The 24342-nt window shown below is 42.7% G+C and carries 22 protein-coding genes; 14 read left to right on the top strand and 8 right to left on the bottom strand.

Going from position 1 to position 24342, the window contains the following annotated elements; all coding sequences use genetic code 11:
* Positions 1 to 114: 114 nt before the first annotated feature.
* From AC3KVK_RS19210 to AC3KVK_RS19200, 3 genes are read right to left on the bottom strand one after another with little or no spacing between them, the layout of a single operon-like run.
* On the bottom strand, positions 115 to 981 hold the full coding sequence (locus AC3KVK_RS19210) for a DsbA family protein (RefSeq protein WP_490310041.1): 867 nt from the start codon (positions 979 to 981) through the stop codon (positions 115 to 117).
* Position 982: 1 nt separating this feature from the next.
* Positions 983 to 2173 (bottom strand): pyridoxal phosphate-dependent aminotransferase, encoded by a 1191-nt coding sequence (locus AC3KVK_RS19205; RefSeq protein WP_490310042.1) that lies wholly within the window; start codon positions 2171 to 2173, stop codon positions 983 to 985.
* A gap of 25 nt (positions 2174 to 2198) precedes the next feature.
* On the bottom strand, positions 2199 to 3287 hold the full coding sequence (locus AC3KVK_RS19200; RefSeq protein WP_490310043.1) for an FAD-dependent monooxygenase: 1089 nt from the start codon (positions 3285 to 3287) through the stop codon (positions 2199 to 2201).
* 118 nt (positions 3288 to 3405) lie between these two features.
* On the opposite strand from AC3KVK_RS19200, the gene AC3KVK_RS19195 reads away from it, so the two are divergent.
* Complete coding sequence (locus AC3KVK_RS19195; protein ID WP_490310044.1) at positions 3406 to 4287, top strand: LysR family transcriptional regulator; 882 nt, start codon at positions 3406 to 3408, stop codon at positions 4285 to 4287.
* Positions 4288 to 4291: 4 nt separating this feature from the next.
* Here the strand turns inward: AC3KVK_RS19195 and AC3KVK_RS19190 are convergent, their stop codons facing one another.
* Positions 4292 to 4720, bottom strand: a complete 429-nt coding sequence (locus AC3KVK_RS19190; RefSeq protein WP_490310045.1) for a hypothetical protein — start codon at positions 4718 to 4720, stop codon at positions 4292 to 4294.
* A 311-nt stretch (positions 4721 to 5031) separates the two neighbouring features.
* Between AC3KVK_RS19190 and AC3KVK_RS19185 the strand changes: the two genes are divergently transcribed.
* The 6 genes from AC3KVK_RS19185 to AC3KVK_RS19160 all read left to right on the top strand — a co-directional run bounded on the left by AC3KVK_RS19185 (position 5032) and on the right by AC3KVK_RS19160 (position 12138).
* On the top strand, positions 5032 to 5817 hold the full coding sequence (locus AC3KVK_RS19185; protein ID WP_490310046.1) for a TetR/AcrR family transcriptional regulator: 786 nt from the start codon (positions 5032 to 5034) through the stop codon (positions 5815 to 5817).
* A 45-nt stretch (positions 5818 to 5862) separates the two neighbouring features.
* The gene (locus AC3KVK_RS19180; RefSeq protein ID WP_490310047.1) at positions 5863 to 8190 is read left to right on the top strand and encodes an efflux RND transporter permease subunit; all 2328 of its coding nucleotides are present in this window, start codon (positions 5863 to 5865) and stop codon (positions 8188 to 8190) included.
* Positions 8162 to 8944, top strand: a complete 783-nt coding sequence (locus AC3KVK_RS19175) for an outer membrane lipoprotein-sorting protein (protein WP_490310048.1) — start codon at positions 8162 to 8164, stop codon at positions 8942 to 8944. Before AC3KVK_RS19180 ends, AC3KVK_RS19175 begins: the two co-directional genes overlap by 29 nt.
* Positions 8901 to 10145: a hypothetical protein gene (locus tag AC3KVK_RS19170; protein ID WP_490310049.1), complete on the top strand. Its 1245-nt coding sequence runs from the start codon at positions 8901 to 8903 to the stop codon at positions 10143 to 10145. The genes AC3KVK_RS19175 and AC3KVK_RS19170 overlap by 44 nt, the downstream gene beginning before the upstream one ends.
* A 149-nt stretch (positions 10146 to 10294) precedes the next feature.
* On the top strand, positions 10295 to 11284 hold the full coding sequence (locus AC3KVK_RS19165; protein ID WP_490310050.1) for a DUF4097 family beta strand repeat-containing protein: 990 nt from the start codon (positions 10295 to 10297) through the stop codon (positions 11282 to 11284).
* Positions 11285 to 11490: 206 nt separating this feature from the next.
* Entirely contained in the window at positions 11491 to 12138 is a 648-nt protein-coding gene (locus tag AC3KVK_RS19160) for a hypothetical protein (protein ID WP_490310051.1), read from the top strand.
* A gap of 455 nt (positions 12139 to 12593) precedes the next feature.
* Here AC3KVK_RS19160 and AC3KVK_RS19155 read toward each other — a convergent pair whose 3' ends face one another.
* Positions 12594 to 13781: an MFS transporter gene (locus AC3KVK_RS19155; RefSeq protein ID WP_490310052.1), complete on the bottom strand. Its 1188-nt coding sequence runs from the start codon at positions 13779 to 13781 to the stop codon at positions 12594 to 12596.
* A 161-nt stretch (positions 13782 to 13942) separates the two neighbouring features.
* Between AC3KVK_RS19155 and AC3KVK_RS19150 the strand changes: the two genes are divergently transcribed.
* A complete protein-coding gene (locus AC3KVK_RS19150; RefSeq protein WP_490310053.1) occupies positions 13943 to 14518 on the top strand; it encodes a TetR/AcrR family transcriptional regulator in 576 nt (191 codons plus the stop codon).
* A 263-nt stretch (positions 14519 to 14781) separates the two neighbouring features.
* Positions 14782 to 16803 carry an EAL domain-containing protein gene (locus tag AC3KVK_RS19145; RefSeq protein ID WP_490310054.1) on the top strand — a complete coding sequence of 674 codons (2022 nt, stop codon included), beginning with the start codon at positions 14782 to 14784 and terminating at the stop codon, positions 16801 to 16803.
* 208 nt (positions 16804 to 17011) lie between these two features.
* Here AC3KVK_RS19145 and AC3KVK_RS19140 read toward each other — a convergent pair whose 3' ends face one another.
* A complete protein-coding gene (locus AC3KVK_RS19140) occupies positions 17012 to 17620 on the bottom strand; it encodes a glutathione S-transferase family protein (protein WP_490310055.1) in 609 nt (202 codons plus the stop codon).
* A 188-nt stretch (positions 17621 to 17808) separates the two neighbouring features.
* On the opposite strand from AC3KVK_RS19140, the gene AC3KVK_RS19135 reads away from it, so the two are divergent.
* Both AC3KVK_RS19135 and efpL read left to right on the top strand, forming a co-directional pair.
* A complete protein-coding gene (locus AC3KVK_RS19135; protein WP_490310056.1) occupies positions 17809 to 18174 on the top strand; it encodes a RidA family protein in 366 nt (121 codons plus the stop codon).
* An 86-nt stretch (positions 18175 to 18260) separates the two neighbouring features.
* Complete coding sequence (gene efpL, locus AC3KVK_RS19130; RefSeq protein ID WP_490310057.1) at positions 18261 to 18827, top strand: elongation factor P-like protein EfpL; 567 nt, start codon at positions 18261 to 18263, stop codon at positions 18825 to 18827.
* Between the two features lie 65 nt (positions 18828 to 18892).
* On the opposite strand, the gene AC3KVK_RS19125 is transcribed toward efpL, so the two are convergent.
* Positions 18893 to 19378, bottom strand: a complete 486-nt coding sequence (locus AC3KVK_RS19125; RefSeq protein ID WP_490310058.1) for a hotdog fold domain-containing protein — start codon at positions 19376 to 19378, stop codon at positions 18893 to 18895.
* 209 nt (positions 19379 to 19587) lie between these two features.
* Here AC3KVK_RS19125 and AC3KVK_RS19120 point away from each other — a divergent pair, with 209 nt between their 5' ends.
* From AC3KVK_RS19120 to AC3KVK_RS19110, 3 genes are all read left to right on the top strand, one after another.
* The gene (locus AC3KVK_RS19120) at positions 19588 to 21276 is read left to right on the top strand and encodes a pseudouridine synthase (RefSeq protein WP_518526956.1); all 1689 of its coding nucleotides are present in this window, start codon (positions 19588 to 19590) and stop codon (positions 21274 to 21276) included.
* A 271-nt stretch (positions 21277 to 21547) separates the two neighbouring features.
* Positions 21548 to 22894: a DUF3943 domain-containing protein gene (locus tag AC3KVK_RS19115; RefSeq protein WP_490310060.1), complete on the top strand. Its 1347-nt coding sequence runs from the start codon at positions 21548 to 21550 to the stop codon at positions 22892 to 22894.
* Positions 22894 to 23229 (top strand): DUF4156 domain-containing protein, encoded by a 336-nt coding sequence (locus AC3KVK_RS19110; RefSeq protein ID WP_490310061.1) that lies wholly within the window; start codon positions 22894 to 22896, stop codon positions 23227 to 23229. The genes AC3KVK_RS19115 and AC3KVK_RS19110 overlap by 1 nt, the downstream gene beginning before the upstream one ends.
* Here AC3KVK_RS19110 and AC3KVK_RS19105 read toward each other — a convergent pair.
* A complete protein-coding gene (locus AC3KVK_RS19105; RefSeq protein WP_490310062.1) occupies positions 23216 to 24295 on the bottom strand; it encodes an MBL fold metallo-hydrolase in 1080 nt (359 codons plus the stop codon). The two genes, AC3KVK_RS19110 and AC3KVK_RS19105, sit on opposite strands and share 14 nt — an antisense overlap.
* Positions 24296 to 24342 lie beyond the last annotated feature (47 nt).

Here is a 24342-nt window from a genome sequence, read left to right as displayed (position 1 = left end):
AAAAGGTGAGTACAGGACGTACTCACCTGACCAGCCAAATTAGGGGCACAGCGTGTCACTGAGCAAAGCGGCTGAAAGGTGGCAATGGTGAGTTGCCTTGGGAACGCGTTGAAGTTAGTGCCGGTACCAAAACTCGCTATCTGCTAAAGATGTCATTGAAAAGCCCTGAGCGATTAATAAGTTGCGTGCCGTATGCGCTGCGCATTGCAGTACTTCGGTCGCTTCACGCATAGTCCAGCTGTTATAACGCAGCAGTTTGTCAGTATTACTTAGGTTAAGCGGCCTAATAGTCGGTTTTTTTTGTGACAGTAACGCTTCTTCTAATGCCTGAAAACCGACCGAACCGACTAGCTTGATAGGATGATCAGATAAGAATATCAGCGAAGGAAAACCACGAGCGCCTAAGGCATGCATCTCATGCTGCTCGCGCTTGAAGAGGCTGCTAATTTGCGCGCTATGGAGCAAGGAAAAAAAAGCTTCGGCATCAAAACCAAATGTTTCAACATGACGACGTAAAATCTGTTCATTAGAGAGGTTTTCTGCATGCAGAAACACCCGTTCTCGCATCATGCGAACAAACAGACTTTCTAGACTAGGCGCTAACTGTCGTACCACCAAAGCGGCTTTACATAAAATATATGAATTGGAGATAGGATCATGTTGCCAAACGGAGGGATCAATTGGCTGCTGATAAATCTCAGCTACATGCTGCCAGTGAGGAATAACATCTAAAGGCCCTGAAATTCTATTACCGGCATCACCAAAGCCTTCCCATCCGGGCAATAAACCACCGTGAATATATCGCGTGGTGAATTGGTACTCACAGTTCAAGCGTCGCCACATAGGCTCAATAGCCCAACAATGTGAGCAAATTGGATCGGTGACAAAGATGATATCTGCTGGTTTTAGGTGACTGGGTTGATGCGCTGATTGATTGGATTGGTTCGGCAGCAGACATCCTTGCTGGGTTTCACATTGCATATTATTTCACTCCTAATCGTGAGAGGGTGGCTTCCATTCGGTCAAGGCCTTGACTTAATATTGTTGCGCTGGTGGCAAAGCAAACGCGGATATGCCCATGCGCTCCGGGGCCGAAAAATCGTGGGCTACCAGGTACGACGGCGAGTTTATCTTTTAATAACTCTTGCGTGAGTGCCTCGCTGCTGAAGCCCGTTGCGCTGATATCCGGAAAGAGCAAATAAGTCGCCTGTGGGCTGGCACATTGCACGCCGGGCATGTTATTCAAACGCTCGACAGCGTAATCGCGCATTTTTGTTAAATGAATCATAAATTCATCGACCCAATACCAGCAGTTTAAGACCGCTTCAGTGGCGGCTACTTGTGAGATTGTTGAAACGCCACCTGCAGTTGTCATTACATTAGCTGTGGTGACTATTTGCTGATAATGCTGAGCTGTCGGTGAAAAAATAGCGCCGACTCTTAGCCCTGCCAGAGCAAACGATTTTGAGAAGCCATAAACGGTGATCACTTGTTGCATTAACGCAGGCTCAAGGTGATGAAAGCTGTGCATGGTGTGCTCTGGGAAAACAATATCAGACCATATTTCATCATTAAGGATCATCAAATTATGTTGGTTGGCGAAGTGGGCAAGTGTGGTCAATTCTTGCTTGGTCATCAGGCGGCCAAGCGGATTATGTGGGTTACAGACACCAATTAATTTGGTGCGCTCGCTGAGTAAGTCGCTCAGTGAGTCGAGGTCAAACTGCCCGCGCCGAGGGTCGAAACGACAACGTTTAACATCAGCGCCAGCAGCTAAGACGGCTTGCTCAAATAGAAAATCGACGGGATCAAAAATAATCGCCTCATCGCCAGGTTTGAGGTAGGTTTTTGCCACTATGTACATCGCACTGGCAACGCTGTCGATGGGCAAAATAAGCTCAGGGTTTAAGCGGTAATCCTTTCGATGTGCTAAGCCCTCACTGAGTGCCTGTTTGAAGCTATTGAGTCCTAGATGGGGCCCATAAGAAAATACGCCTTCTTGGGCATAGTCCGTAATGGCTCGGCTAATTTCTGGCGCACAGCGAAAGTCAGGATCGGCGGCTGTCAGTGGGATGACATCGAGTGCGGTTTCAGCCCAACGAAAGTTAAAGGCACGTTGTTTTAAAACCTCGACAGGAACGGCGTCACAATTAAATAACGATGTTTTTTGCATGATGAAGTCCTTGTGACTTAACTAATTAAAACGCGAACGGTACTTTTTGCGCTTGATGATGGGGTTGTAAAAACTCTTCTTGTAGCTCAATACCTTGTTCTAGATACGTATCGGCGATGAGTTTGCGTTTTTTACTGAATTGACTCAGTGCAAGCGGCAGCATGATGAGATCAATTTGCCACAAGGAATTAGCCAGCTCGATTGCATCAACCATGGCTGAGTTCACCCCTTGGCTAGTGAATGGCAACAGTGTGTGGGCAGCGTCGCCTAATAAAACCACGTTACCTCGGTGATATTGGGGAAGGGGGTGTAAATAACGCGTTTTCCACACATGTGAATGATTAAAATTAGTGTATTTGATTAACTGTGGAATTGGTTGAGGCCAATGACCAACAGTTTGTTGGGCAAATTGCCATTTACTTTCGGCGCTTTGCTCAGGTGCGCTAAACATCTGACACGCATATTGGATAAACCACACTAACTTATTGTTTGCCGCAGGCACCATGCCGACGGCCAGGCCGCCAGCATGTTGTTTAAACTTGACGAATGAATGAGATAAACTTTTGACTAATGCAGGATCGTCGATAATCGATACTAATTCATGCACTTTGCCGCCAGTGCTAGCTGCATTTGGATAAAGTTGCTCCCGAACTTGTGAACGGCCGCCATCACAACCCAGAAAAATATCCGCACTAACATGCTGACCATTGGTGAATACGGCGCAGTCAGCTAAGCCATTTTCATGGTAAGTAAAATGAGAAAATTGAGCATCAAAATGTAGCCACTCAGCCGGAATTTTTGCAAGCAAACAATCAACAAATGCTTTGCGTGTTGTCCCGAAACTGTTTGGAAGTGCTTGTTTTTTAAGCGAACGGTTATGATTATCTTTTATTTGGCAGTGATCCAAAGCATATCCGTTCATTTTTGCAGCATCGAGTAGGTCGAGTTCAGCTAAGGCACTTAAACCATTTTCTAACATGATAAAGCCCAAACCTTCACGGCCGCTAATATGACTGCGTTCATAAATATCAACTCGCCCACCGAGTTGTTTGTAATACACGGCAAATGCCAAGCCGGCAATGCCTCCGCCAATTATGACGATCCGTGGTTGCATGGTGCACCCAATCTCTAGCTCTTTACTTAACTTTATATTAACGATTAGATTAAATTTATGTAATATGGGTACATACATAATAGTTATGCAAAATTGCATAACTAACGAGGAGGTAATTGTGGCAAACTTTAATTGGGACGATGTTAAAATTGCCCACCAAGCGGCAAAGCTGGGTTCATTAAGCAAAGCGGCAGAATGCTTAGGTGTGAATTATTCGACGGTACTAAGGCGCATTGAACAATTAGAGAAGTCATTGGAATGTAAGCTTTTTATACGACATCAGCGGGGCTACCAACTGACAGATGCGGGGCAACAACTCCTGAGCTGCTTGCCTGAAATTGAATTGCGATTTGCGCAATTACATACTAATTTGGCGGCGCTGAATAGTGAAATTAAAGGCACACTAAAAATTACCACCTTACCTGAATATTCTTCATTTTTGCATCCGGTTTTACTCAAATGCCAGCAACTACACCCTGAATTGCGCTTACTCGTTGATGTCAGCAACGATATCGTCCCGTTAGAAACAGGGAGTGCACACTTGTCTATTCGTGCATGTGAAGCTGGCGATATGCAAGCGGATTTAATTGCAACCAAAATTAGTTCATTAAATTATTCGTATTATGCATCCAATAGTTATGTTGAACGGCGCGGGTTACCTCAGTCGATTGCAGATTACAAATACCATAGTTGGGTGATGCCAAGCGGGCGTAAAAAAAATATTTCATTTGTAAAAGCGATTAATCAGCAGCTCGATATTCAACAGATTAGTTACCAAAGCAATCACTTTTTTGATATCCAATCGGCAGTTGAGCATGGCATAGGGATTGGACCGATTGATGATAACAAAGTAATGGCCGATAGCCCGTTATGTAAAGTGAGCAGTATTGAATGTAAGAATAATAACTATTTGTGGAGTGTGTTCCATAAAGATTTGCGCGATGACGTCAAAATTCAAGCGGTGACGCGTTTAATTAAAGCGCAAACCAGCCAGTTATAAGCGCTTATTTACGCTGATTTTTTTGATCTTGCTGGTGTTGAACAATTAACTGTTTTGCGAATGGGTTTTGTTGACAAAATGCCTCAGTCGTTGAGTGGAAGGTGACCTGCACTGGGATATCTTGCCACAGTTTAGCTAATAAATACTGACCGATAATATTGCCATTGACGAGATAGTCGACTTGCTTATAACCGCGTTCAGCCATGCTTTGAAACATTTTACGTGCTTCACCTTGGCTTTCGGGCGTACCTAATTGCCAATCATGTAAGTTGACAATGGCATGGTTGAGTAACAGCGTGGGGTGTTTTTGATATTCAGCGAGCATTGCATGTCGAAATTGAAGCGCCCCTTCTTCATTAAACGCATCATAAAGCTCCAAATATAAGATTGGCGCTTCAATGGTGAAACTGTAGCTACCGTGTCCACAAAACATAACTGTTTGATACCTGTGTGTACTGACTCCATGTGTTTAACTTAGCGTTTTGCAAACCAGACTGCAATTTGTTTTAAACATTAACACGCAGGATTGAGTGGTTTGAACACCAAGTTAAAGTTGTCGGTCCTTTAATGGAAAATAATACTTGTATTGTCTTTTAAATAAACTATTATGACGAAGCGTCATTAATGACGCTTCGTCATAATATGCGTTTTGTTAGTGTGCGTTTTGATGTTCAAACGCGTAAGGCTGGAAAAATAATAATGACTATGGTAACTAGAGGGAGGAATCTTGTAGAAGTGAAAAATATGTTTAAATTTTTATGTCAAAGCGATCTCGAGCAATCAAATGGGTGTTTGTTTAAACGCGGGTTTACCCCTAAACAACAGCAAATTGCTGATCGTGAGCATGAACTTTTACACATTGCTAAACACTTGGTGGAGCAAGATGGTTTTAACAACTTCACTATGGATAAACTCACTGCTGCAAGCCCTTACTCTAAAGGAACTATTTACAATCATTTTTCCAGTAAAGAAGATGTGATCACTGCGTTATGTACCAGTGCATTACGCCATGAAATGAGCTTCTTTAAACGCGCGTTAGCGTTCGAAGGCAATTCACGTGAGCGAGTACTTGCTTTGCATATAGCTTACGTAACTTCGGCAAAAGTTGAACCTGTGTTGTTTAACTGTTTGATGACAGCTAAAACCCCCTGGGTGATGCAAAAGGCATCAAAAGAACGGTTACAGGTTCAAGAAGATCTTGAGCAGCAATGTGCACATTTAATTGATGGTGCAATGAGTGCAGCCCTTGCAAGTGGTGATTTGAAGCTCAGTTCGAGCAGTGGTTTGGATTGTGTGTCATTCGTTAATTGGGCTGTGACTTTTGGTAGCATTTCGTTGCTTAGTAATGCCAGCGCTTGTCACAGTATCACGCGAGTCAAAGATCATAATGCATTTTTGTTTAGCATTAACTGTGTACTCGATGGACTTAATTGGCACCCGCTTTCAACTGCTTGGGATTACCAGCGTACTTGGCAACGTGTCGAGCAAGAGATTTTTTCTGCTGAGTATGAGACGTTAAATAAATTGTAAATATTTTAACCTTAAGTGACGTTTCGTCACTTTTATGGAGTGAAGATGGAGACTTTGTCCTTACCCCCTTGGCTCAAACGCCCTGGGATATTTTTATTGTTGTTTACGTTTTTTGCAGTGATTGTGGCTGCAGGCAGTGGCAACTTGAGTTTTCGTGGCGACTACCGCGTTTTTTTTGCCGACGATAATCCCCAATTACAGGCATTTGATACGATTGAACGTACGTTTAATAAAAACGATAACCTTACTTTTATCGTTGCGCCGCCTAATAACCAGTTATTCACTGATAAATACCTCACTTTGATCCGAGATTTAACCGAAGCTGCGTGGCAAGTGCCTTACTCTACACGTGTCGATTCGATCAGTAATTATCAACATACAGAGGCTGTAGAGGATGATTTGTTAGTCGCTGACTTATTGCCAAAATTTGACGTCATCACCTCTGCAGATAGTCAAAAAGCACAGCAGATTGCCTTAAATCAACCTGAACTTCTTAACCGTTTGGTGTCGGTTGCAGGCGATGTGGCTGTTATTAATGTCACAATCCATTTAGAAGAAGCGAAAAAGACGCAGCAAGCGCTTGAAATTGAAAGCTTTAGTAAAGAATTAATTGCTCAGTTTTCGGCCCAATATCCGGAGGTCGAATTCCATCGTGCTGGTATTGTGATGATGAACTATAGCTTTTTCAGCTCAGCACAAAAAGACAGTAGCACTTTGGTTCCACTGATGTTTTTAATTGTGCTGCTGGTGCTGGGGGCCTTGTTGCGTTCGCTCACCGCCATTGTTGCGACCTTTGTGATGCTTATTGCTGCCATCGCCAGTACATTGGGAATTGCGGGCTGGTTTGGTATGGCCCTTAACACCGCATCGGTCAATGTGCCAACCATAGTGATGACGCTTGCTGTGGCCGATTGTGTGCACATCATAGCTTCGATGCGTCACCATCTAAGCGAAGGCCATAGTAAATATGAGTCTCTTGCGTTTGCAATTAAAGTCAACAACATGCCGGTATTTATCACCAGCGCGACCACGGCAATTGGCTTTTTAACGATGAACTTTTCTGATGTACCAGCTATTCGTGACTTAGGTAATTTAACTGCGGTAGGGGTCATGATTGCATGGCTGCTATCGATTAGTTTATTGCCAGCGCTGTTATATTTCTTACCACAAAAGGTCAAGCCTAAAGACCAAAATGCACAAAAAACACAGTTGATAGCTCGGTTCGGTCGGTTTATCACGCACCATGCAAAACCCGTTTTTGTTGTCAGTGCTGCGTTAGTAATCGCTGCGGGGAGCTTTATTTCTAATAATAAAATCAATGATGAAGCTGTGAAATACTTTAATCATACGAACGAATTTCGCCAAGCGGCTGATTTTATGCAAGCACGGATCTCTGGAATGAGCACCTTAAGTGTTGCGATTAATAGCGGCCAAGAAGGGGGGATTAATGAACCTGAGTATCTTAATACCGTTGACCAGTTTAGTCAGTGGTTGCGTGCCCAACCTGAAGTGAATAATGTCGTTAGCATCAGTGATATTCAGAAGCGACTCAATAAAAGCATGAATGGCGATAATCCTGATTTTTATACGATTGCAGATTCACGCCACTTAGCCGCTCAATATTTGCTTTTATATGAAATGAGTTTGCCCTACGGATTGGATTTAAATAACCAAATCGACATAGGTAAATCACAAAGTCGCGTAATGATGGTGCTCAATAATCTTGGCAGTAAAGAAATGATGGCATTTGAGCAACGGATGACAGCATGGCTGACACATCATGCAGGTCAGTATGCATTTTTAACTTCGAGCCCAGACCTAATGTTTGCCCATATCGGTGAGCGCAATATGAAAAGTATGCTGACATCATTGCCGTTGGCATTGTTATTAATTTCGGCGTTGTTGATTTTTGCCTTAAAAGATTGGCGCTTAGGCTCGATGAGTTTATTGCCGAATATTGTGCCTGCTTTGGCTGGTTTTGGTTTATGGGCGGTGATCAGCGGTGAAATTAATTTAGGACTCTCGATTGTGGCCTCGATGACACTGGGGATCATTGTTGATGACACTGTGCACTTTTTATCGAAATACCAATACGCCAAACGCAAGGGGAACGATGCAGTTGCCGCTGTACAATATGCGTTTGTCACGGTAGGTAAAGCGCTTTGGATCACGACCGTGGTCTTAGTGGCCGGGTTTGGCATCTTGGCTATGTCTGACTTTAGGCTTAACTCAGATATGGGGCAGCTGACTGCCTTAGTCATTTCAATTGCTTTACTGGTCGACTTTTTCTTATTACCTGCATTTTTAGTGTTATTTGATCGTACTACACAATCGGAGACGTCTCATGAACGTATTAAAGTTACTGCTGCTTAGTGGATTCATCTTTTCAAATGGGGTGTTGGCAAACACCGATATAGAGCAAGGCGTGAAGATTGCTACCGAACGAAAAGCGCGGGATATGGGCTGGGGCTCATCGGAATCAACCTTGCAAATGATATTGCAAAACGCACAAGGGGATGAAAGTACTCGCCAACTGCGAATTAAAAGCCTAGAAGTACAAAATGATGGTGATAAAGGATTGACTATTTTTGACCAACCTTTAGATGTTAAAGGGACCGCTTTTTTAAACCATAGTCACGTTGATGGTGCCGATGATCAGTGGTTGTTCTTACCTGCACTGAAGCGAGTGAAGCGAATTGCTTCACAAAACAAATCAGGGCCGTTTATGGGCAGTGAGTTTGCGTACGAAGACTTGAGTTCATTTGAATTGAAGAAGTACCGTTTTCGTTTTCTCAATGAAGCGGTATTTGAAACGCAGCCAACGTATGTGATTGAGCAGATCCCGACTGATAAATATTCAGGTTATAGCAAGCAAATTGTATGGCTAGATAAGGCCGAGTATCGCCCGTTCAAAGTGCAATATTATGACCGTAAAAATAGCCTGTTAAAAACACTGACCTTGTCGAACTATCAGCAATACAAGGGACAGTATTGGCGGGCACACTCGATGACCATGAAAAACCACTTAACGCAAAAAAGTACCCGTTTACTCACACAAGAACTGCGTTTTGGCATTGATTTAAATGAGCATGACTTTAATCAAGCCAGCTTACGACGTGCGAGGTAAGGGTGTTGTGTTTATGTGCAGGTTAGGGATTGCAGTACTGATTTCTTGTTTGCTAATCATCCCAGTCCATGGTCATGATCTGTACCATGAACTGGGGATGCAGCAACGGCAATTTATCCATGAAGCGAGTAATACGTTACACACTGAGAGTTACAGCGCAGTGAGTGTGAACAGCTTTTATAGTCACAGTCGCGATAACCACCAGTGGGTAGGTGAGCTGTGGTGGCGTGCTGATCAACGTGACAGCCAACGCAATCATTTAGATTTACGCGAATTATATTGGCTCAATTTTGCTGATCAATATGAATGGCAAGTAGGCATCGCCCGTGTATTTTGGGGAGTGACTGAGTCGGCACACCTAGTGGATGTGATTAATCAGACTGATTACCTAGAAGGTCTTGATGGGGAAGATAAGCTTGGTCAAGCCATGATTCATTTTACCCAATGGGTCGAAAATGGTCAGGTTGAAGTGTTTGCATTACCATATTTCAATGAGCGAGAGTTTTATGGTGAGCATCATCGTTTTGCGTTGCCATTTGAGGTTAATAGTCCAGCAATTTATCAGTCGAGTGCAAAACAGCAGCACCTGGATATGGCACTGCGCTTGTCACAAAGTTGGCAAGCGCTCGATTGGACTATTTCTGGGTTTCGAGGGACCAACCGAGATACACAATTTTTAGCTACAGACAATGGTATGACTCCCTATTATGGCCAAATGGAACAATTGGGGGCGACGGCCCAATACCTGATGGGCGCCTGGATTTTAAAAGGGGAGTTTTTGCTACGCAGAACACTTAGTGATCCCAAAAATGCGATTAAACGCTCGAAGAACCACGCTTATATTACTGGGTTTGAATATAGCCAGATTGGCCTTTTTGGGAGTCGTTTTGATTTAGGTTATTTGTTGGAATATCAATATGACAGCCGACATCGCTCCGAGGTATTGGGGCAAAATGATCTTTTTGCAGGATTGCGTTTAGCGTTAAACGATCCAGATAGTTCTGAGATTGTGTTTGGCGTATTGCATGATTTATCGGATCAGAGTCAGAGCTTACGTTTGGAAGGTACAATGCGACTAGGCGAACAAACCAAATTAGAAGTGGCAGCCTATAACTTTAAATCGAAAGGTGATAATTACTTGAACCAGCTAGAAAACCAAGATGTGATTGAACTCAATTTATTTTGGTATTTTAGCCATTAAGGGAGTTCCAGAGTGAGCGCATTTATTTTATGAATGCGCTTTTTACATGCCACAGCGATGGCATTCATCTAGCGTTACAATTTTTGCCTGTTCATCCTTAAATAATCGCTAGATAATTGGTTAATCGCCATCTAATAAGAGCAAGAAACATGCAACCATTCTCATCATTCAGTAAAACCGTCTTAGCCAGTAGCCTTTTTTTGTTTGGCGGCTGTGTTGTACATATCTCACCGAGTAATGCCAGTGTTGAACGTGAGCAGCAATTAAGTTTAGCTGCGCAGTCAATTAATCAACTTGTCATTGAAGCTGGGGCGGGTGAGCTGACAATCGTTGGCGAAGAACGTGACACTATTTTGCTGGATGCCACCATAGTTACGGTCAATAAAGAGGATCCATTTACGTTAACTTTGAATGCGAACAATGATAAAGCGGTGTTAGTTGCAAAAAATGATGCGTCAATAGGTATGCAGTTTTATAACGGTGACTCTCCGCATATTGACGTTAAATTACGGATACCAGCGCGTTTATTGCTGATGATTGAAGATGGTTCGGGAAACATTGTGATTAATAATATGAGCAATGAGATTGTCGTCAAAGATGAGTCGGGCAACATTGATATCAATGGCGGCTTAAGTCTAAAGATTGAAGATCGATCGGGAGAAATTCAGGCCGACAATATTCAAGGCGATATTTTGATTGAGGATGGGTCTGGTAACATCGAACTTAACCATGTTGCGGGAGCACTGAGCATTGATGACGAATCAGGCGATATCCGCTTGACACACATTAAAGGGGATTCGGTCATTAATGATGGCTCGGGAAATATATCGTTACGCGATGTGTCTGGATCGGCTGTGATTGATGATGGTTCGGGAGATCTCAGTATATCGCGGGTTCAGGGTAAAGTAAGCATCGAAGATGGTTCTGGAAATATTGATGTTGAGCATGTTGCAAAAGCTGTGGTGATTAACGATCAATCAGGCAATATCAATGTTAACCATATTGATGCGGCTGTGACCATAAAAGATGGTTCTGGCAATATTCGTGTTAATGATACCAAAGGTTTAACAATTATCGAATCAGGCAGCGGCGGGGTTAGTATCGATAATATTAATGGGCCGGTTAAATTAGATAATTAAGACAAGGGTTTCGTTCGGTATTTAGGCGGTTCCATTAATCATTAATGAGGCCGCATTGAAGCTACGCCCTTCGATTAATGTCATTTTATTCTCTAACAGGCTCAGAACGGAGGTTAATTTAATAACCCACAGTGAGCCTAGCACTAAAAAATTGGCTTGTTATATGCAGAACTTTTGACTCATTTAAAACGTGTAAAGGGATGTGTATGTTTAATTTAATTATGAGCGGTGAAAACTCTGCTTTAGAGCCACAAAAATCAGCTAAAAAATTACCAGAAGTCAATCATCAAGGAGCATTAACGCCTTTTAATGCTGCCCTGAGACAAGCGACGGTTTTTTCGAAACAAGTAGACGCGCCCACTGATATTTCAGCTCAAGCAAAACAGTCGTATCAGGTCATTAAAACCACAGTTGAACCATCTCAGCTCCAAGAGGCCGCTCAGGGCTCAGAATTTCAGACGATGGCTAAAACACTAGATGCAATAGTCAGCGAACCCATAGATATAAAGATGACGGCTCAAGAAATGAAACGTTCAATTATATTTGCGCGTTTAGGGATTGATTATGAAAAGGTCAAAGAACTCGAAGAGAAAATAGATATGCTGAGTCTTGCCAAGCAAGATGTTGAACATTCTGCAACGCTCAGCTCAGCGGAAAAAAATACTTTGCTGACCCGCATTTCACAAGAAAAACAAGACTTAGAAGAGCAAAAAGAATCCTTACTCAAAGGACATAATGCCGAAGGTGTCGATGCACTTGAACACGTTTTGTATGGTAAAGAAGTGCAAAGTGATGCTTTATTAACAAACCTTCAAATTGCCAGTGAGTTTCAGCTAAAAGTCACCCTAGACTAGCGTTTTTAAGTTTCTGCTTGAATTCAAACGGTTACTCAGCCTGAGTGAGCGTATGGGTTTTATGCGGACGATAGCGATAATGTGGCAGTGATATTACATATTAGCGCAATAGCAGTGCAAGGGAGTCTAAAATTGTGAATTGATTTTAGCATGTTATGTGGCACTAAATTGTAGTAGCTCATATCTGATTTACAGTTTAGATGAATAGGTTTAGACTGTCATCTGACAGGCAGGTGTGAGCGAAAAGCGGTTAGTAATAAATTATAATGTATGAAGTCAAGATTTGACCCCGTTGGTTTCCGACCCCGTTGGTTTCCAGACCCCGTTGGTTTCCATTGGTTTCAGCTGCCTGCTTGACCGGAACTTTCTAATGGGTGACCCCATTGCTCCATATTTAAGCCGGTGTTGAAGAGTCAACAACGGCTTAATCTTTTATTGGTGCGCCGAGATTAGCTTTATTGTCGCCGTTTGAGTAGTAGGTAGCACATACCTGAAAGCAGCAATACAATAGCGCCGCTGCTGCAAGCAACGTAAACTGCTGCTAGCTCACCGAAGTGTTCAACTACTTTTCCGGCACTACCAGCGCCGATCGCAACTCCAATATTGAGACCTGCTAATAGCCAAGTCATTCCTTCTGTCAGTCGTTCGCTGTCCACCACTTTTTCAATGATCGACATGGCGATGATCATGGTCGGCGCGAAGAATGCACCAGCAACAAAGACTGCGATGGCAAGCGTTAAGGTAGAGCCAGAAAAAAGCAACAGGGTAGATAAACCGGTACCTAGGCCGCCAATTAATAGTAAAAAAGGTAATAGTCGGTAGTTTACTTTTATTACACCGAAGAAAAAACCGGCAATGCAAGAGCCTAAGGCGTAGGCCGAAAGAATGATACTTGCGCTAATTGGGTGGTCTATAGCGTTGCTAAAGGCCACGCTAAATATATCGATGCTACCGACGATGATGCCCATAAAAATAAAAAGCAGTGCTATTAACCAGACAGGGGTTTGAGTTATCACGCGACTGCGTGCTGAGGCGTTGGTTGTTGATGGGGAAATGGCCGGTTCGCTGTTAGTAAAGCGCAATAGGCAAATGCAACCTGAAGCGAGTAGCAGCGCTGCAAAGATAATCGCGGCCTGTGGTGCAATCGCGAGATTTAAGCCTATGGCCAGTGGCGGTGCCAAAACAAAAGTCAATTCATCGAGAACGGATTCTAGTGAAAACGCTGTCTGAAGTAGAGGCTTGTCTTCATATAGGTAAGTCCAACGAGCGCGAATCATAGCTGAAATACTGGGCATGGTCCCGGCTAACAGTGCCCCTAAGAAAAGTAACCACGGAGATAGTTTTAAGGTCGCAAAAAGTGTCAGTAGCAAAAGGCCCGATGTGCTAATGGCGGTGGCTATAGGTAAAATTTTACGCTGCCCATATTGGTCAACCAAGCGAGAAGTCATAGGAGAAAGAAGTGCGTAGGTTGCAACAAAGATAGCAGCTACGAGCCCTGCTAACGCGTAGTTTTGGTAGGTGTGACTGAGCATAACGATGAGCCCAATACCGATCATAGGCAGAGGTAAGCGAGCCATGAAGCCAGCTATCGAAAAGCCAATAGTTTCGTCAGCGGCAAAGAGGTTTTGGTATGGATTAGACATAAGGTTACCTTCGATAAAGTTTGATGTTAATAGCTTGTTTTTGTGGAATAATACGCCGCGTATGTATGTAAATGATTTATTCATACGTCGTGTATGTAAGTGATTTTCCATCCATACGCATCGTATGTAAAGCGATAATTTGATATTAATGGAGATTTACAGTGCGCAGAACGCAAGCAGAATCAGAAGAAACAAGACAAGCATTGGTGGCATCGGCCCGTCATTGCTTTGCTGAGCTGGGTTTTACCAAAACCTCAATGGACGATTTAACTGGCAAGGCTGGCTTAACGCGTGGTGCGCTTTATCACCACTTTGGCGATAAAAAGGGCTTGCTCACTGCAGTCGTCGCTACGCTCGATGAAGAAATGGATCAGCGCTTGCAATCAGCAGAATCACAGTTTGAATCCATTTGGAAAGGTTTTTGCTTCCGCTGCGAGACCTATTTGCGAATTGCACAGGAAACGGAGTATCAGCAAATAGTTATTCGAGATGCTCGTGGGGTGCTCGGTGGCGATGGGCGAGATCAAGCCAAGTGCATTGCAACAATGCAACAGAAGTTAGCACAAATGATGGATGCAGGGGTTATTAAAAAAGCAGACGCTGAAGCCTTAGCGTTAGTTATTTTTGGCGGTATCGAAGAGGCTGCTGTTTGGGTTGCTGAAGATCGGAACGATGCACGACGCTTAGAACGCTCGTTGGCAACAGTGCAGCTGTTGTTGCAAGGGCTCTTGGTTTAAGCCTTTTTTGAGATGTCAAGAATGGAGAAGAATGGGGTTAAATCTTGACTTCAGACATTAAAAATCTTCAATGTCCGCTTATGGCTGTCAGATTTGATCGAGTTCTATTATTCGAATCTGACAGATAACGTTAAGACTAACTCAACTAAAAATCGCTTTTACATTGTGATTAACTCATGTGGTACTCGGTAATCACAATGTAATGCAAAGCCATTTTTTTTTGCCATACTATGAAAAATGATGCAATAAAGATTTTTCTATTGGTGGCTTTTAAACGTTCAGTCCTTGGCGCAATTCAGCGCTTTTTTCACTCACGCTATTTACTCTCTTTAAGGGAGTCTTTCATTGCTTTATTGCCATATTTTATCAGTGCAGCCCTTGGGATCTTGCTTTTTAGTTTGGTGAGTAACCTTACCTTGATCAAAGATTTCGTGTCTTTAAGTGAGGTTGTGTTTTCTGCGGCCAATATTATTTTAATGTTGTTTCCAATCATGGTGAGCATCTCGATTGGTTTTCATTTAAGTAAAAACTTAGGAGCAAATGGGATTGTGGGGGCAATGTTGGCGTTGCTCTGTTTTTGTGTTCATAGCCATTTTTTGCAATATACCGATGAGCAATTTGTATTAAACCCTACTGGATCAAGTGCTTATGCCGTGGTGCTTCCTTCACTGACAAGTTGGTGGTTTAGTATCGGGGTTCGATTTTTTAATCGGTTTAGTGGCTTGTTAGGATCGTTGAGTGGTTTTTTAAAAGATAAATTTTTACTCATTTTGCCATTTAGTGCGGTATTTTTTAGTTTGTTTTTAATTATGCCACTTTTTGATTGGGTGGGTGGGCAAATTACACTCGCATTATCTCCTGACATTGAAAATTCGTCGGTGGCCCAATTAACATTTAAGCGAATGTTAGTGACACATTTGCTCTGGTTTGTTGGAATTCATGGCGACAATATGTTTAGTATGTTGTTTGAACAAAGTTATTTAACCCAAGATATTTTACCAGGCTTAAGCGCTAAAACGTTTTATGATGTGTTTGTTTTAATTGGTGGGACGGGATGCTTCGCGGGTTTGATTCTGGCAGCGTTAACGCTTAAAAAAGGCACGCATGAGCGAAATATTGCTCAGTTATCAATTCCGTTCACCGCATTTAATTTTTGTGAAATTATTGTATTTGCATTGCCTATCTTTTTTAATCCTCTTTTGCTGATCCCTTTTTTATTAGCCCCGACCATTAATTTTTTACTCAGTTACTTGTTTTTATCGTCTGGTTGGATTGTTTACGCAGATGTGTCGATTAACTGGATGACACCGACATTAATTAATGGGTATGTAGTCGGTACGGATTTGCGCGCCATGATGCTACAACTTAGTTTAATTGCAATAAATGCGGTTATTTACTGGCCTTTTTTACATTGGAGTGCAAAGAAATCAGACTACCATAGCGCAGTAGAGGCTCTATCGAGCAAGCTAAAATTGTCTGAGCAATTTGCAGAGCACAGCGAAAGCCGTTTTATTTCTCGCCAACAGCAAACTCACGAGTCGACGGTTGAATTACAATCTGTCTTGGCTGAAATATCAGCGGGTGAATTGCAATTGCATTATCAGCCTCAAATCGACTTACAGACTAATAAAGTGAGCGGTTTTGAGGCCTTATTACGTTTAAAAACGAGCGACGGCTTGATAAAAGGTCCTTATTTTTTAACTGCTTTATTAGCGCATCATCAAACTGAGTTGATTGACTTGTGGGTCATCCAGCAAGCGGTAAAAGATTTAGCCGCTTGGCAAGCAGCAGGTGTCACTCCTGTGGTGAGTATAAACTTAAACCCTGATGTGCTAACGAAGCTCGGCTTGGTGCATCAGCTATGTGAGGTGTTTGCACCATTTAAAGGTCAAGTAAAAGTTGAAATTATCGAATCGAGTTACTTAGAAGATCAAGCTTTAGTTGCCCAGCACATCGAGTTGCTCAATCAGCATGGCATCGATACTGTGATTGATGATTTTGGTACCGGGTATTCGAGTTTATTTATGCTAGCGAATTTGCCTGTAAAACAAGTTAAGCTCGACCGCCAGTTTCTGATGCAAATTGAGACGCCAGAAGGCTTATTGCTCTACCAACATGTCACACAATTATTACTCAAGTTAGGTTATCAAATTGTTGCCGAAGGCATTGAGACGCCAGATGAGCTTGCATGGGTGAAGCAACTGGGAATCCCTATCGGGCAAGGTTGGTATTTTGAAAAAGCGTTGCCGTTTGAACAGGTTACGAATTATACAGTGAATATATAGGGAGGTTTTAAAATTAGAAGCGTGTGTTTTTATCCATTTTATTTGTTACTCCAGTGATGTTATCTCTATCAACTGCTTTATCAGGTGTTGTTTTTTTATTAGTCGCTTAATTCTCGAACAGTAATGGCTGATTTTATTATCGGCAATGATCTAGTTGCCGTTAAATACTATAGTACGATCTATTGGTTAGAATAGGCCAGAAACTGTTTTACCTAAGTTGCAGTGCATTCAAGTAAGCAGGACGATGCCTAATTTTTTCTAAGTATCTGAGGGAGTTCGGGTAGGAGTCAAGTAGCTGAGCGTTTTTTACTATCTCTAATAAAAAAGTCATCATAATGTCAGCTGCGCTAAAATGCGCGCCGCAGAAATACGCATGTTTTGACAGGGTCATTTCGATAAACGCTACATCTACATTGAGCTCTTTTCTGATGTATCCGTCCATTGGTTGTGTACCCTCTCGCTTTTCCATCCCCATTAACATGTTTGTAATCAAGGGCAATGCTAAAGACCCTTCTGCAAAATGCATCCATTGCAAGTAGGCATAATATTCGCGAGTCCCTTGCTTAGGTCTGAGTGTGTGATTTCCTTCAGTATCAAGCAAATATTCGATGATAGCAGCTGACTCGCATAAAATGAGTGAGTCGACAGATAGAATGGGGGCTTTACCGAGAGGATGAACTTTGTGCAGACTTGCGGGTGCTAAATGTGTGATGGGATCGCGCTGGTGGTGGACAATATCGTAACGAGTACCGAGCTCTTCAAGCAGCCACACAATGCGTTGTGAACGGGATTGATTTAGGTGATGTAAAGTGATCATAAGCGCTCTTTAGTTTGTTGGAATGATGTTTTTAAACAATCAGCTTGATACGTCAAAGTACTTTGATAGGATCAAAATAAAACTCAGTTGATGGATTTTTAATTATTAGCAATGTAATAGCTGTAGAAGCAATAGGTAAAATAGGCTCTAATACCCCCTTAATTAAACGCATTACAAAAGAGGTAAAAATGGATATTACCCGTATTAATCCGTCCCCCCGTTGGTCTGATGCCACGATTTTTAATGGTATGGCTCATTTTGTCGAAGTGGCAGATGATGCAACGCTGCCAATTGAAGGGCAAATTGCGCAAGTGTTTGCTCAAGCCGATGCGTCGTTGTCGACGGTTGATAGTGACAAGTCACGACTGCTTTCAGTGACTATTTATCTGACTAACTTTGTGCATCTAGCAGTATTTAATCAAGCTTGGGAGCAGTGGTTACCAACAGGGTGCGCGCCAAGCCGTGCTTGTGTGAAAGCGGAATTGGCTGATGAGCGGCTATTACTTGAAATCGCATTTGTCGCCGCTGTGGGCGAAAAATCTAAAACTGTGTGAACAAAATAAAAAGCACAAGATTCTAGTTGAACTAAAACGGATTCATGGTATGTTTCTGTCCGCTAAATATATATAGGAAGCTCCTTATGCCTAAGGCCAGTGAAATCAAAAAAAATAATGCAATTGAGCATAACAATCGTGTGCTAGTTGTGAAAGATATTACCCGTTCAGTACCACAGGGCCGCGCTGGTGGCAGTTTGTATCGTATGCGTTTATACGATGTCGTCACGGGTGCTAAAGTAGATGAAACCTTCAAAGACAGTGACATGCTAAACCTTGCTGATTTAGTTCGTCGTGAAGTGATGTTTTCATACATTGACGGTGATCAGTATGTGTTTATGGATAACGAAGATTACACGCCATATAACCTCAACAAAGACTCGATTGCTGACGAAGTGTTATTTGTAAATGAAGACACCCAAGGCTTACATGTCATCGTTGTTGCAGGTGCGCCAGTTGGTCTTGATCTTCCAGGTAGTGTTGAATTGGTGGTAGAAGAAACGGATCCTTCAATTAAAGGAGCTTCAGCGAGTGCACGTTCCAAGCCTGCTCGTTTAACGACCGGTTTGACTATTCAAGTACCTGAGCATATTTCAACGGGTGACCGCATAAAAATCAACACCGCAGAAGTGAAATTCATGGGCCGTGCATAAGTAACGACCCATTTTCAGCATAAAAAAACCTCACAAGCGTGAGGTTTTTTTATGCTTTTTTTCTGTTATTCGCGATTAGGTTTTTCAGTGATCCATAACTTGATATGACCTTGCACCACAATTGTACCTTGATCATCATACGCTGTTACGGGCACTAACATATCACCCGGGGCCCATTGTTCGGGGGTGACTTGAGCGACGCAGCGAATATCACTTCCTGCTTTAGCGGTATAATCGACGCTCATCCCTTTGGGGATCCAGCGTAAATGTTTTGGAATGGATGCCTCAGCCATGACCCCCATTGCCATTTCTAAGCCATTACAAATGGCAATAACATGAACTGTTTTAATGTGATTGAACACTTTACGGCGTTTTTTGATCAGACATTCGCAGTGATTAACCCGCAAATTAGTGATTAATGGTCCCATTGAGCCAAAGTAAGGTGCCATGCGAGTGATCATCAAGGTAAACACACGTCGTCCAAAAGGAAGCGAGGTGAGCTTTTTGTACAGCGCCATAACTTTGTTGGGTTTGATCTGTGATGTTGTCATCTTAAAACCTATTTGTACTGCGTTTGTTGTTATCTGGTCTGATGAGTTTAGCATTCAAATAATTAAAAAAGCCAGCACCGTTTTAAACCTGATGCTAATGGTTTATCTGTTGTTTAAGGTGAGCAGGTTAATGAGATTTATTGCTTAAACAGTTACACTAGCTTGGTATTAGGCCAATGGTTGGCCTAAACGAGCGTATTTTGATGTTTATGAGCCTAATTCCACAGTCTGACCCTTGCTTTCATCCCTTCGATCAACCCATTGCTGAAATCACTTTGCCAGAGCGTTTCACTTTCGTTTTTTATTATGAGCCACACCCGTTATGTATACTTGCGGCCGAGCAGCTGCAAGCGCAATATTTGAGTTCGCCGACTTGGTCACATAATTTTGGTTTAACTGGGCAGCTTGATGGTGCGATTGGGAAAATGTTTGGGGTGTTACTGGTTCGAGATCAACAAGGGGAAATTGGCTTTTTAGCTGGTTTCTCAGGCAAATTGGCAAACAGCAACCACATTACGGGCTTTGTTCCGCCAGTCTTTGATTTGTTGGATGAGAAGGGGTTTTTTCTGCAATCTCAACCTTATATCAACCGTCTTAACTCGCAGCTAGAAGACTTGCAAAATGATCCCAATCTCACTCGCTTACGTGAGCAATTACAGCAGATCACACAACTGGGGGAAGAGGAGGTAGCTGCGCACAAATCGCTAATGGCGAAAGACAAACAACTTCGTAAAAAACAGCGACTTGATGCACAAGCATTCGAAGCTGAGGCGCTGAATGTTTTAAATAACCAACTAGATCAACGCAGTATTAGTCAAAAGTTAAAATTAAGGGACTTAAAACTCCATTGGCAACAACAAAAAGATGCGGTTAGTTCGCAATTACAGGTCTTAGAGCAGGCAATCGCACACTTACAACACACTCGAAAAGAAGAGTCTGCGGCACTGCAGCAGAAGATATTCGAGCAATATCAATTTTTGAACTGTAATCAGCAATTGAAAAGCTTGGCTGATATTTTTTCGCCTTTGGATAATCCAATTCCTCCAGCTGGAGCTGGTGAATGCGCGGCACCTAAATTATTGCATTATGCATTTAGGCATGGGATGACCCCTTTAGCCTTAGCCGAATTTTGGTGGGGTGCTTCGCCTAAATCAGAGGTTCGTCAGCATAAAAATTATTACCCTGCGTGTATGAGCAAATGCCACCCGATTTTAAACCACATGCTCGACGACATGGCGGTTGACCCCAACCCTTTAATTATTAATCCAGCTAAAGGGCAACCATTGCCGATTATTTATCAAGATGACGATATGCTGGTGGTCAATAAACCTGCAGAGTTTTTATCTGTGCCCGGTAAAACCATCACTGACTCAGTGCAAACTCGAATTGCCCAGTTGTTCCCTAAAGCTACCGGTCCGTTAATTGTGCATCGTTTAGATATGTCGACTTCAGGTCTGATGGTGATTGCGCTCAATAAACGCGCTCATCAACGCTTGCAGCAGCAATTTATTAATCGCACAGTGAAAAAGCGCTATGTGGCATTGCTTGATGGGTCTTTATCAGCGCTACAAGGCGAAATTAGCTTGCCCTTACGTGTTGATTTAGATGACCGCCCTCGGCAGTTAGTCTGTACGCAGCATGGTAAACCTGCGTTAACCCATTATGAGGTCATCAGTAATGAACAGGGCGTAACCCGTGTGCATTTATACCCTCACACCGGTCGTACGCATCAACTTCGAGTGCATTGTGCGCATCATTTAGGGTTAAATAGCCCGATAAAAGGGGATGATTTATACGGTAAAAAAGCGGATCGCCTGCACTTACATGCTGAGCAACTTGAACTTGTGCATCCTATCAGCGGCGCCATACTGACATTTTTCGTGGCGGCCGAGTTTTAGTTGTGTGTTTAAAAAGAGAGCGTTACTTTTTATCATTCGTGGCCTGAAAACGAGTGTCCGCTCTCACTGATTGTCGCAATGGTCTTATCATGCGTGAGGAAAACGCAGGTCGTCGGTGGCGGTTGGAGTGGCGCTAAATTGACTGCTGAATTTCATTTAATTGTACCAAGTGTTTGTTTTGTTGATTTTAAAATAGAGTAATCTGCTAATTGTGATCTTTTATATTTATGTCACAATCAGCTAAAGACTCAATACTGCAAAGGAACGCTTGATGTTTCGGATTTCTCTTTCACTGTCGGCTATTTTACTGACGTTCTCGCCTCTTGTTAGTGCCAATGAAGTTGAAATGATTCAACAGGTTGAGCGCTCTGCGTTTATGATTACTAACTCCAGTTTTGAATACAATGAAGCACAGCCCATTGCTTTTGAAAATCCCTACACTGTGAGTTTATTTAATGCTCAAAATGGTGAAAACAGTGATCGCTTATGGTCTCAAACCAAGTCTATTTTTGGGTATGGTTTAGGTGTAATTGGTTTTATCTATTTGTTGCCTGAAGATGTATCAAATTGGGATAAAGAGGGGGAAGTCTTTCGCAAATGGGGCAGTAATGTCACCAAAGGCCCGGTCTGGGATCGCGATGCAGCTTGGATTAACTACATCGGTCACCCTTATTTTGGTGGCGTGTATTATCAAGTGGCTCGTAAATCAGGTTATCGCCAGTGGGACTCGTTTTTATATGCGCTGACCATGTCGACGTTTTATTGGGAATATGGTGTTGAAGCGTTTGCAGAAGTGCCCGCTATTCAAGATTTAGTGGTGACCCCAGTTTTAGGTTGGGCGGTAGGTGAGTGGGCTTTTCAGAAAGAGCAACAAATTAGGAAAGAAGGTTCTCAGGTTTGGGGATCGGATTTTTTAGGTAAAACCGCGTTATTTTTACTTGACCCTGTCGATGGCCTGGGTGATTCAATTAATTCATTGTTTGATAAACAGATAGTGCAAGCAGGCACTGGCTATATTGGCCCCAAAACTGTGTTAACACCCAATGGTGAGACTGAAACGCAATTTGAATTATCGGTGAATTATCAACTCGGCTCAGGAAAAGCGTATCGTCCGTCTCCTTATACACAAGACTACTTTTCGCATACCCAAGACCCGATTGATACCAGCATCATAGGGCTTGGGTTGGGTACTGGTTATACCCAGTTAGACCCTGAATGGGGGGTTAAAAATGGCCCATTTATCGAAGCCTCGTTAGGACTTTATTTTTCTCGCGCTTTTTCGGCCCGCTTGAGTTATGCCCGGGCTCACCTCGAAGATGTTCATACAGGTGAAAACTTGGCCTATGAAAATTATAGCGTGAATGGACAGTATTATTTCAATCAAGAAGCGCGTTTACGTCCTTATGTGATGGTCGGCATTGGTGAAGAAATGCGTGATCAGGATCGTGACCGTAAAACCGTCACCTCAAGTTTTGGGGTTGGACTTCACTATCAATTCACGAATAAACTCGCGATGCAATCAGAAGTGAAACGCTTTATCAGCACCCGCTACGATACACTCGATGATACAGCGAGTATCAATTTGATTTATCGATTCAATAAAGGTGAATGGTTTTAATGCGCTATTTCGTCATTTTGATTGGGTTGTTGTTAGTTGGCTGTGAGACCATTCCTAAAGAGGCCTCACAGTCTGTTGAATTTGTTTTTTCAGCGCAAGAGCGGCTCAATTGTCAGCTAAAAGGCGAGGTCATCGGCTCGCAAGGAAATTGGCTCAGCTACTGGTTTACTTCCGATAAAGCGTTGGTGCAAGGTATGATGAACGATATGCATAATCAAGCAGTTCGCTTGGGCGCAAACACGGTTGTCTGGCGCCAAACGATGAATTTCAATTTATCCGCTACAGCGATAGGTCAAGCTTATTTTTGCAAAAATATGCATATTAAAGCCCAATAGCATCGCCTTCATTCAAAATATACAGAGGTACAGGCGATAGCATTTGTTCGTACATGTTAAGCAGCCTGACAAGTGCTGAGTGAGAACTTTTGTCACCCATTTGCCATGTCGCGTTACCATACCCCCAGGGGATCATCACCTTACAGTTTAGATCTGCTGCCGCTGTGAGTGCATCTTCGGGTGTGGTATGTACATAACGATACCACTTCGGGTATTGCTCACTATGGTAGGAAGCGATGGGCATTAAACAGACATCGATGTCGCCATAACGTTGTTGGATGTCTTTAAAATGCTGTGAGTAACCGGTATCGCCGGCAAAAAAGAGTGTTTTACCCTGGCTTTCAATAATCCAGCCCCCCCATAAAGCTTGTTCATTATCATTATAAAACGGAATGAGATATCGACTATTGAAGTGATGAGCAGGTACGGAGTGTATGGTGATCCCTCCTTGCTTTTGTTGGCTATACCAAGGCATTTGAGTAATGTTATAGCCTCCATCGGGGAAGTAATTGGCCATATCAAGCGGCACATAATAAGTGGGGCGTGTGCCAATGGTGTGTAAATCAGCTTTGTTAAAATGGTCATAATGTAAGTGCGAATAGAGCACTGCATTTGTTTCTCGCAGCTCTGCATCATTAAGTTGGCTTGGTTTTTGTCGATACAAACCGCCAGTCCATTTGAATGCCACATCAACAGGCCAATCAAATTGATCAAAAACAGGATCGATTAAAATATGCTGGTTATCGGGAGTCGTAATTTTAAAGCTGGCATGGCCTAGCCATTTAACACTAAAGCCAGTGGCCAACTTTGGCGTGATTTGAGCCTCGGTATAGTGGCATTGTGAGGCGGGTTGATTGATTTCACAACTTAGCTCTGGACGGGGACTATAACATGCTTGTGAGCAAGTAACAGGGTAACCTTTATGGCCTTTATGTTGGTTGATGTAGCGGCTCTCTGATTTAAGTACTAAATTGTCCGCTGTCGGGATGGTAGTGATGTGATTGCTAGAGCAAGCACTCAGAAGAGCCACACATACTAAAGTTGAACTGTTTTTTAAAGAAAGCATGTTTAATTTAAGTCTGTGTATTTTTTAATAATAATATAATTTCTAGA

The sequence above is a fragment of the Pseudoalteromonas sp. J2K-J979 genome (assembly GCF_058169715.2).
Note: the sequence above shows the minus strand (reverse complement) of the source record. Positions and strands in the feature narration are given on the sequence as shown.